Genomic DNA, 569 nt, shown 5'->3' on the forward strand with positions numbered 1-569 from the left:
GCCTTGATAGCCCGTCCATTCAAGCATGGCGGCAGTCAGAAAACCGCCGTATGCCGCAGGCAGCATGAGCTCTAAGAAGATTTGGCGGTGCAAAATGACGGCACCGGGGCCGATGAAAAACACCAACGCGCCGAGTATGGCAAGCACCGCCGCACCGACGAAAAACGGCCGCATGGGGTGGGTAAAAAACTTATTCATAGTTTGGCTTGATTCTGCATGAAGATGCTTTCGGATATAGATTTATTGGGAGGACAGGGCTGTATTTTTGCCAAACAGGCAAGCCTTCGGCTTGCTTACCCTCTCCCTAGCCCTCTCCCACGGGGAGAGGGGATTAAACTGCCAAACCCGAACATTTTTAGGTTTACCTGACATCTGATTCTCAATTCTACGTTCTTTGATTTTCAGCAACCTGATCCCCTCTCCCCGTGGGAGAGGTTTAGGGAGAGGGCAACGAACCGCAAGGTTTGTCAGATACTCAAATGCCCGTATCATTCATATTATTGATATTATTGTTTGAATTGTATTATTTTCAATAATAATAAATAATCCTAAACCAATATAAATAACAG

General features: G+C 46.4%; 1 protein-coding gene. It reads right to left on the reverse strand.

The annotated features are described in order from the left end of the window. Positions 1-198, reverse strand: a 198-nt coding sequence (locus ACTHUR_RS16615; protein WP_440399786.1) for an NnrS family protein, incomplete at its 3' end; no start/stop codon positions are given. Positions 199-569: the final 371 nt, after the last annotated feature.

The organism is Neisseria sp. P0021.S007 (genome assembly GCF_051956855.1).